The organism is Bacillus sp. EE-W1 (genome assembly GCF_009760835.1).
In the GTDB taxonomy this organism is placed as follows: Bacteria; Bacillota; Bacilli; order Bacillales; family Bacillaceae_G; genus Bacillus_A; species Bacillus_A wiedmannii.
Window position 1 is genome coordinate 1 of record NZ_WIPE01000091.1, and the last position, 7,975, is coordinate 7,975.

Below are 7,975 nucleotides of genomic sequence, written 5' to 3' on the forward strand. Positions count from 1 at the left end.
TGTTGACCTTGATGGTGGTGATGTACATGATGACCGTGTTGGCCTTGGTGATGGTGATGTACATGGTGTCCGTGAACACCTTGCGGATAACCACCTACTCCACCTGCTACAACACCTACTCCCGGTACCGGAAATCCTGTCTGCACTCCTCCAACGAAAGAAGGAAATGTAGTTGGTACTCCTACTGGAATTCCTGTCTGTACGCCAGCTACTGATGTCGGAAATCCTCCTGTTAATGTAGGCATTCCAGCCCCTGATGTCGAAAACCCTCCCATTAATGTAGGCATTCCAGTTTGCATGCCCGCTACCGATGTTGGAAATCCTCCTGCTCCTCCACCCATCCAGCTCGGAATTCCACCGTACCCTTGTTGGCCAGCTCCTCCCATTAACATCATTTGTGTATAACTGTCCGATTCGCCTCCGAAGAAGCCATGTGGTGCATTATTGTCCATCCCTTTCATTCCTTTCACCTCTTCTACTCAATTTAGCCTACCTTTTTTATCATATTTCCTATAGAAAAATAGGTGTTTGTCTGTATTGGAATTCCGCTCTTTTATTTGTACGTAGTGGAATAGTTGAAAATTTAGATGAAAGAGATCCTGAAATTATTTTCTACACAAAAAAGCTCAGAGCATAAATGCTCTGAGCTTTTATTTAGAATGAATTAGTTTGCAACAACGTTAACAAGTTTTCCAGGAACAACAATTACTTTACGAACTGTTTTCCCTTCAATTTGGTCTTGAATTGCTTCAAGTGCAAGTTGTTCCATTTCTTCTTTTGATGCATCTTTACTCATTGTTAGTTTCGCGCGAACTTTGCCCATAACTTGAACAACGATTTCAACTTCATCTTCTACAAGTTTAGACTCATCAAATGTTGGCCAGCTTGCATATGTGATTGTTTCATTGTATCCAAGTTTGCTCCATAGCTCTTCCCCGATGTGAGGTGCAACTGGTGCAATCATTTTCACGAAACCTTCTACATATTCTTTCGGAAGTGTTTCAGCTTTATATGCATCGTTAATGAATACCATCATTTGAGAAATCGCTGTATTGAAGCGAAGTTCTGCATAGTCTTCTGTTACTTTCTTCACTGTTTGGTGGTAAGCTTTTTCAAGCTCTTTATTTGGTGCATCCGTAATTTTCTCACTTAATTCACCGTTATCTTGAATGAATAGACGCCATACGCGGTCTAGGAAACGACGAGCTCCGTCAAGACCATTTTCAGACCAAGCGATTGAAGCATCTAATGGTCCCATGAACATTTCATATAGACGAAGTGTATCTGCACCGTGGCTTGCTACGATATCATCAGGGTTTACAACGTTACCTTTTGATTTACTCATTTTCTCGTTGTTTTCACCTAGAATCATACCTTGGTTGAATAATTGTTGGAACGGCTCTTTCGTTGGAACTACACCGATATCGTATAATACTTTGTGCCAGAAACGAGCATATAGTAAGTGAAGTACAGCGTGCTCCGCTCCGCCGATATAAATATCAACTGGAAGCCATTGTTTTACTTTTTCAGGATCTACAAGTGCTTCGCTATTGTTTGGATCGATGTAACGTAGGTAATACCAGCAGCTACCAGCCCATTGTGGCATTGTGTTCGTTTCACGACGACCTTTTTTACCAGTTTCAGGATCAACAACGTTTACCCACTCGTCAATGTTAGCAAGTGGTGATTCACCTGTACCTGAAGGACGGATGTTTTCTGTTTTAGGAAGAACTAATGGTAATTCTTCTTCTTTCACAGCTGTCATTGTGCCATCTTCCCAGTGGATTACTGGAATTGGCTCACCCCAGTAACGTTGACGGCTGAATAACCAGTCACGTAGACGGTACGTTACTTTTTGATTTCCTGCGCTCGTTACTTCAAGCCATTCAATCATTTTTACGATTGCTTCTTCTTTATTTAAACCATCAAGGAATGCTGAGTTTACGTGCGCACCATCACCTGTGTATGCTTCTTTCGTAATGTCTCCGCCTTTTACAACTTCCTTCATTGGAAGATTGAACGTTGATGCGAATTCATAGTCACGCTCATCATGAGCGGGAACTGCCATTACAGCACCTGTTCCGTAAGTTGCAAGAACATAGTCAGCGATCCAGATTGGTAATTTCTCACCATTTACTGGGTTAACTGCGTAAGCACCAGTGAATACACCAGTTTTCTCTTTCGCAAGTTCTGTACGCTCTAGGTCACTCTTCATTTTAACAGAGTTAATGTAAGCTTCTACAGCTTCTTTTTGCTCTGCTGTTGTAATGTCAGCAACAAGCGCATGCTCTGGGGCAAGTACACAGTAGCTCGCACCAAATAGTGTATCAGGACGCGTTGTGAAAACTGTGAATTTCTCGTCTGTACCATCGATGTTGAAGTGTACTTCTGCACCTTCAGAACGACCAATCCAGTTACGTTGCATATCTTTTAAGCTTTCTGGCCAATCAAGCTCATCTAGATCTTCTAATAGACGATCTCCGTAAGCTGTAATTTTTAACATCCACTGTCTCATCGGACGACGCTCAACTGGATGTCCACCGCGCTCACTCTTACCGTCAATGATTTCTTCATTTGCAAGTACTGTACCAAGTGCTGGGCACCAATTTACAGGTACTTCATCAACGTAAGCTAAACCTTTTTCAAATAGTTTTAGGAAGATCCATTGTGTCCACTTGTAGTAGTTTGGATCTGTTGTATTTACTTCACGATCCCAATCGTAAGAGAAGCCTAATGCTTTAATTTGATTACGGAACGTATTAATATTAAGCTCTGTAAATTCTGCCGGGCTGTTTCCAGTATCAAGTGCATATTGCTCTGCTGGAAGACCGAACGCATCCCATCCCATTGGATGAAGAACGTTATATCCTTGCATACGCTTCATACGAGATAAAATATCTGTCGCTGTATAACCTTCTGGATGTCCTACGTGTAGGCCTGCACCTGATGGATATGGGAACATATCTAGTGCATAAAATTTTGGTTTTTCTGTCTCATCTGGCGTACAGAATGTTTTATTCTCTTCCCAGTACCCTTGCCACTTCTTCTCAATATTTTGATGATTAAAGCTCATGAGATACCCTCCTTGAAATTCTATTTATTTTCACCGCCCAAAATACAAAAAACCTCTCATCCCTAGAAAGGGACGAGAGGTTATAGATTCCCGCGGTACCACCCTAAATTAATGTACATATATACATTCGCTTAGATCCGTAACGTGGATTAACGGCAATTGCTACTACTAGTTTCACAACTGCAACTCAAAGGCGAGTTCATAACGAAACGTGGATTGACTTGCACCGACCGTCAACTCTCTAAACCAGCTTCTATTACTACTACTCCTTCTCACTGTTATTACAAATATAAGTTAATGTGAACTACCCACCACTTCGTATCTCTAAAGAGCTTACTTGAAGCTAAGGCTTCTCGGTTAATCGTTACTCTTCATAACTAACGAATTCGTCTTAGGACAGCCGAGCTATCTCCCTTGTTCCAAAGGTTGTTTTATTTAAATATATTCTAAAACATGTTACATGTTCCGTCAAACTAAACTGCAATTTTTTCTTCTACTGTTTCTTCTACTTTTACTCGTTTATCATACATGCTCGTTGCAATAATCGCTACTACAAGCATTACCATGATTGCTATAAACAATACTTCCATATTGTATAAATCAACAATTGCTCCGCCAACGACCGGTCCGAACATTTTCCCTACAGTCGCCGCGCTATTTACAACCCCTTGATAAAACCCTAACTTATCTTTTGGTGCAAGTATATTTGCAATGGTCGGAACTGCTGGCCATACGAATAACTCACCAATCGTTAACGTCACCATCGCAACGAGGAACATCGTAAATTGCTGCGCTTGACTTAACACAATAAATGACGCCGCAAAAATGACGATTCCAATCATAATTTGTTGTTTTAAAGAACGCTTCATCCAGCGAATTAACATACTAACAAGTGGCTGCGCACAAACAATCATCGCTCCGTTTATCGTCCATAATAAACTATAATGGCGGAGGCTAATATCTAATTCCCGCATATGAGTCGCAATCGCCCCTTGCCACTGCACATATGTAACCCAGCATAAAGCATATGCTACACATACGATAAGAAGTGCTTTGAATCCAGGTGTAAGTGTCCAGCCTTTTTTCGTTTCGACTTCTTTTTGCACTCCTGGCTCTTTCTTGTCTTCCATACCACGGAATCCAATAAAAGCAATTAAGAAGAAAACAAAGTACAAAACAAAATTGGCTAAGAAAATATAATCAAAACGGTAAGATGCAACTAAACCACCGCACGCTGTTCCGATCGCAATACCAACGTTTTGCCCAACATACATCGCATTAAATGCTCGTCTTCCGCCCTCTGGCCAAACCGTACCGACCATCGCATACATCGATGGGAAGACCATTCCAGAACCAAAGCCGATTAATGCTAGCCACACAACATATAACGGCCAACCGTGGAAGAACACAAGGCCTAAAATCGATACAAGTGTAATGACAATCCCTACTAAAGTTGATTTATAACCGCCCCATTTATCAAACAAAACACCGCCGAGCAAGTTTCCGATTACACCAGTAAGCGAGTTGATCATTAATACCATTCCGGCCACAGATAAAGATTTTCCTAGGTGATCATGCAAATAAATTGTATTAAAAGGCCATAAAAAAGAAGCACCCGTGACATTAATAATCATCCCAGCTACTAATAGCCATACTTTCCTTGGCATAGTCTCCCCTCCTATTCTATTTTTTTCGTTCATCTATAACAGTAAAATTGTAGTCGTTTTTAAATAGGAAGGCAACTGATTAATAGTTGATGAAATTCAGATAATGGTTTTTCAGTAAATGAAATTATATGAATTGTCACTTGAAAATATATCAGCGATTTGGGGAATATATCGGCGATTCCCGAAATATATGAGCGATTATTAAAATATATCGACTTACCGACAAAAAACGACATCAACAACAATATATAAAAAAGGAAGACTGCATAAAGTTCTAAAGTTCATGCAGTCTCCCCCTTATTTATACTATCCAACTTCTTTTTCTCGCTTCGCACGTTCTTTCGCACTCCATTTAAATATTTTATTTAGTAGAGAGTATATTCTCCCAGACTCCTTCGTTAATAACGGTCCTAACGATGCTAATATTAAAACGTACAGTGCAGAGAACGGTTTAATCGTTGCCATTAAACCACCCGCAATGCCGATATTGGCTACAATAATGGAGAACTCTCCGCGTGATACGAGGGTTAAACCGATATTCGTAGAAGCCTTATGCGATAACCCGGCTTTACGTCCCGCCATCATTCCAGCTGTAAAATTACCGATGAGCGTAATGAAAACTGCTCCTAATGCCAACCACACTGCTCCTCCAAGTGAAAACGGATCTATACTTAAACCGAAACTGAAAAAGAATATGGCTCCAAAGAAGTCACGAAACGGAACGACGAGATGCTCAATCCGATCACTATGCTCTGTTTCAGAAAAGACGAGTCCTAACAATAATGCTCCAATTGCCTCAGCAACATGAATCGTTTCTGAAAATCCTGCTACAAAGAATAAAATGGCGAATATTACGATAATAAAAATTTCGTTTGACGAAATATCTAATACTTTATTTAGAAACGGCGTAGCTTTTCTAGCGATTACAAAGAATAGTAGCATATACCCTACCGCGATTAACACCGATGTAAGAGCACCTACAAATGATGTTGCACCACCGAGTACTAACCCTGAAACGACTGATAAATATACAGCTAAAAAGATATCATCAAACATAATGATTCCTAATATTAATTCAGTCTCTTTATTACCAGATCTTCTTAAATCAACAATTACTTTTGCAACAATTGCACTCGATGAGATTGTAATGATTCCAGCAATAATTAATGTTTCTAATAAGGGAAAACCCATAACATATCCATAAAGTAAACCCAATATGAAATTAAGCGATATATGAATACTACCCCCAAAAGCAATCGACTTTCCTGATTTAATTAATTTTTTTATTGAGAATTCTAAACCTAAGTAGAATAAGAGGAATATGACGCCAACACGGCCGAGGAAGGAAATAACTTCTCCGCTTTCAATAAACCTTAAATCGATAAGTCCTAAATCTGGGGCATGAGGCCCCACTAACATACCGAGTATAATGAGAAACGGAATAATCGAGAACTTTAACTTCGCAGCGAGGATAGCTGCAAAAGCTACTAATACTAACGCAGTTCCAACTTCAAAGATTAAAGTATCCATCGATTAGGAATCACCTCCTGCTGAAAGCAATTCATTAATAATTCTTTTCACTTCATGTCTTTCACCCGACAATACGAGCATATCGCCAGCTTCAATAATAGAATCTGGACCTGGATTAAAGAATTTCTTCATATTCTTTTTCAAAATAGCAATAATCGTTACGTTATATGTTTTTCTGACATGTAAGCTACCAATTGTTTGTTGTACTACTGGTGCATTATTCTCCACCTTAAACCATTCAATTGATAATCCTTCAAAAGCCATCTCAATTGTGTCTAGCGCTTGCGGCCTATATACCATTCCGCCTAATATAGCCGCAATTTGTCTCGCTTCAGAATCACGAAGAGAAATGCTTGAAATACTCTCATCATGATCCGCATCAAAATGATACATTTCTCTTCGGCCATCATCATGAATCACAATAACCATTTTTTCATTACCTTTTGTTATCACTTCAAATTTACATCCAATGCCAGGTAGTTCACTCTCTCTAATATTCATATTTTCCGCCTCCTAAAGTTTTTAGTTACGGCTCTTACAAATCTACATCAATCTCTGTTTTAAACTTCTCATCTTTTGAGATTCCTAAATACTTGAGCGTTTCTGATGGAGTTGCGTGATGAAAATGCTTTTGCAATAGCGCAATCGCTATTCCTCTTTTGTACGCATGAAATCCAAATGTTTTTCGCATTGAATTCGTTCCAATCTTTCCAACAATCCCAACCGCTTCAGCTGCGCTATGGATAACACGATATGCTTGTTGGCGTGAGATTGAATTTTTCGTTTTATTAGATTGAAATACGTAGTTTTCTCTTTGAGCATCAATAGATTGTGCGTACTCTAAAAGGGCTTCTTTTACTTTTGTATTTAAATAAATATCTTGTTTAAATTTTTCATCTTTCACAGGAAGAGAATAGAACTCTTTAACAGTTCCATCTTCATTCAATACCTCTTCAAATTTCATACTAAGTAGTTCAGTGATCTTTAATCCAGTGTTAATTCCAATAACAAATAAAAGATAATCTCGCTGCGAATGCTCTTTTAAATACTTTTTCATAGCCTCAATTTGGCTTATATCTTTTAATGCCTCTACAACTTCCATACATGTATCTCCTCATCTTATGAACGGTAATTTTCTCATTATCCTGTCCATTTTACCTTATCATGCTATGAGATTTCCATGTATTATCCATTATTTTCACAATATACTCTTACGACAATTTTTCATTTGGAAATTTATGATTGTACAAATACGGTGTGGGTAGAAAAAATAGGGGGAGTACAAGTTCAGCTTCTTTCTACAGATCGGATTACTCCTTTCATTTTCCGGTTGCTGATACTTTCATATTATGTTACTTATTTACATTATATTATATATTTCAGTAACATTAAAGTGTTTTTTCTGAAAATACAAAAAGCCGAGCACTTTCACTCGGCTTTTTACCTATTAATCTTCTTTTGGAAGAACAATTCCTTTATACAATTGAACTGTAATGAAGTAATAAATCGCATAAATAACTACGAAAATTACGATCGGTACCCAAATACGGAAGTAAGGATCCATTAAAATAAATCCGAAAATATTCATACCAACTAATACGTGAGCAATACCCACAATTGCCGGGAATAAGAATACTAAGAATAATTCTTTATAAATCGATTTCGTTAATAACTCACGGCGCACACCGATTTTACGAAGCATTTG

Annotated in this window: 5 protein-coding genes, 2 pseudogenes and 1 other annotated feature; all 7 genes and pseudogenes read right to left on the reverse strand. The window is 38.6% G+C overall.

Annotated elements, in window-relative coordinates; genetic code table 11:
• Positions 1 to 461 (reverse strand): annotated as a pseudogene (locus GFJ36_RS24405) (VrrB protein); the annotation flags it as partial.
• 203 nt (positions 462 to 664) lie between these two features.
• Positions 665 to 3,073: a leucine--tRNA ligase gene (gene leuS, locus GFJ36_RS24415; protein ID WP_097889175.1), complete on the reverse strand. Its 2,409-nt coding sequence runs from the start codon at positions 3,071 to 3,073 to the stop codon at positions 665 to 667.
• A 65-nt stretch (positions 3,074 to 3,138) separates the two neighbouring features.
• Positions 3,139 to 3,358: a binding site (T-box leader), on the reverse strand.
• A gap of 188 nt (positions 3,359 to 3,546) precedes the next feature.
• Positions 3,547 to 4,740: an MDR family MFS transporter gene (locus tag GFJ36_RS24420; RefSeq protein ID WP_001137571.1), complete on the reverse strand. Its 1,194-nt coding sequence runs from the start codon at positions 4,738 to 4,740 to the stop codon at positions 3,547 to 3,549.
• A 306-nt stretch (positions 4,741 to 5,046) separates the two neighbouring features.
• Positions 5,047 to 6,270 carry a cation:proton antiporter gene (locus GFJ36_RS24425; protein WP_097889174.1) on the reverse strand — a complete coding sequence of 408 codons (1,224 nt, stop codon included), beginning with the start codon at positions 6,268 to 6,270 and terminating at the stop codon, positions 5,047 to 5,049.
• A 3-nt stretch (positions 6,271 to 6,273) separates the two neighbouring features.
• Positions 6,274 to 6,771: a cation:proton antiporter regulatory subunit gene (locus GFJ36_RS24430; RefSeq protein ID WP_001026048.1), complete on the reverse strand. Its 498-nt coding sequence runs from the start codon at positions 6,769 to 6,771 to the stop codon at positions 6,274 to 6,276.
• 34 nt (positions 6,772 to 6,805) lie between these two features.
• Positions 6,806 to 7,372 (reverse strand): tyrosine-type recombinase/integrase, encoded by a 567-nt coding sequence (locus tag GFJ36_RS24435; RefSeq protein WP_088064616.1) that lies wholly within the window; start codon positions 7,370 to 7,372, stop codon positions 6,806 to 6,808.
• A gap of 345 nt (positions 7,373 to 7,717) precedes the next feature.
• A pseudogene (locus GFJ36_RS24440) lies at positions 7,718 to 7,975 on the reverse strand (ABC transporter permease); the annotation flags it as partial.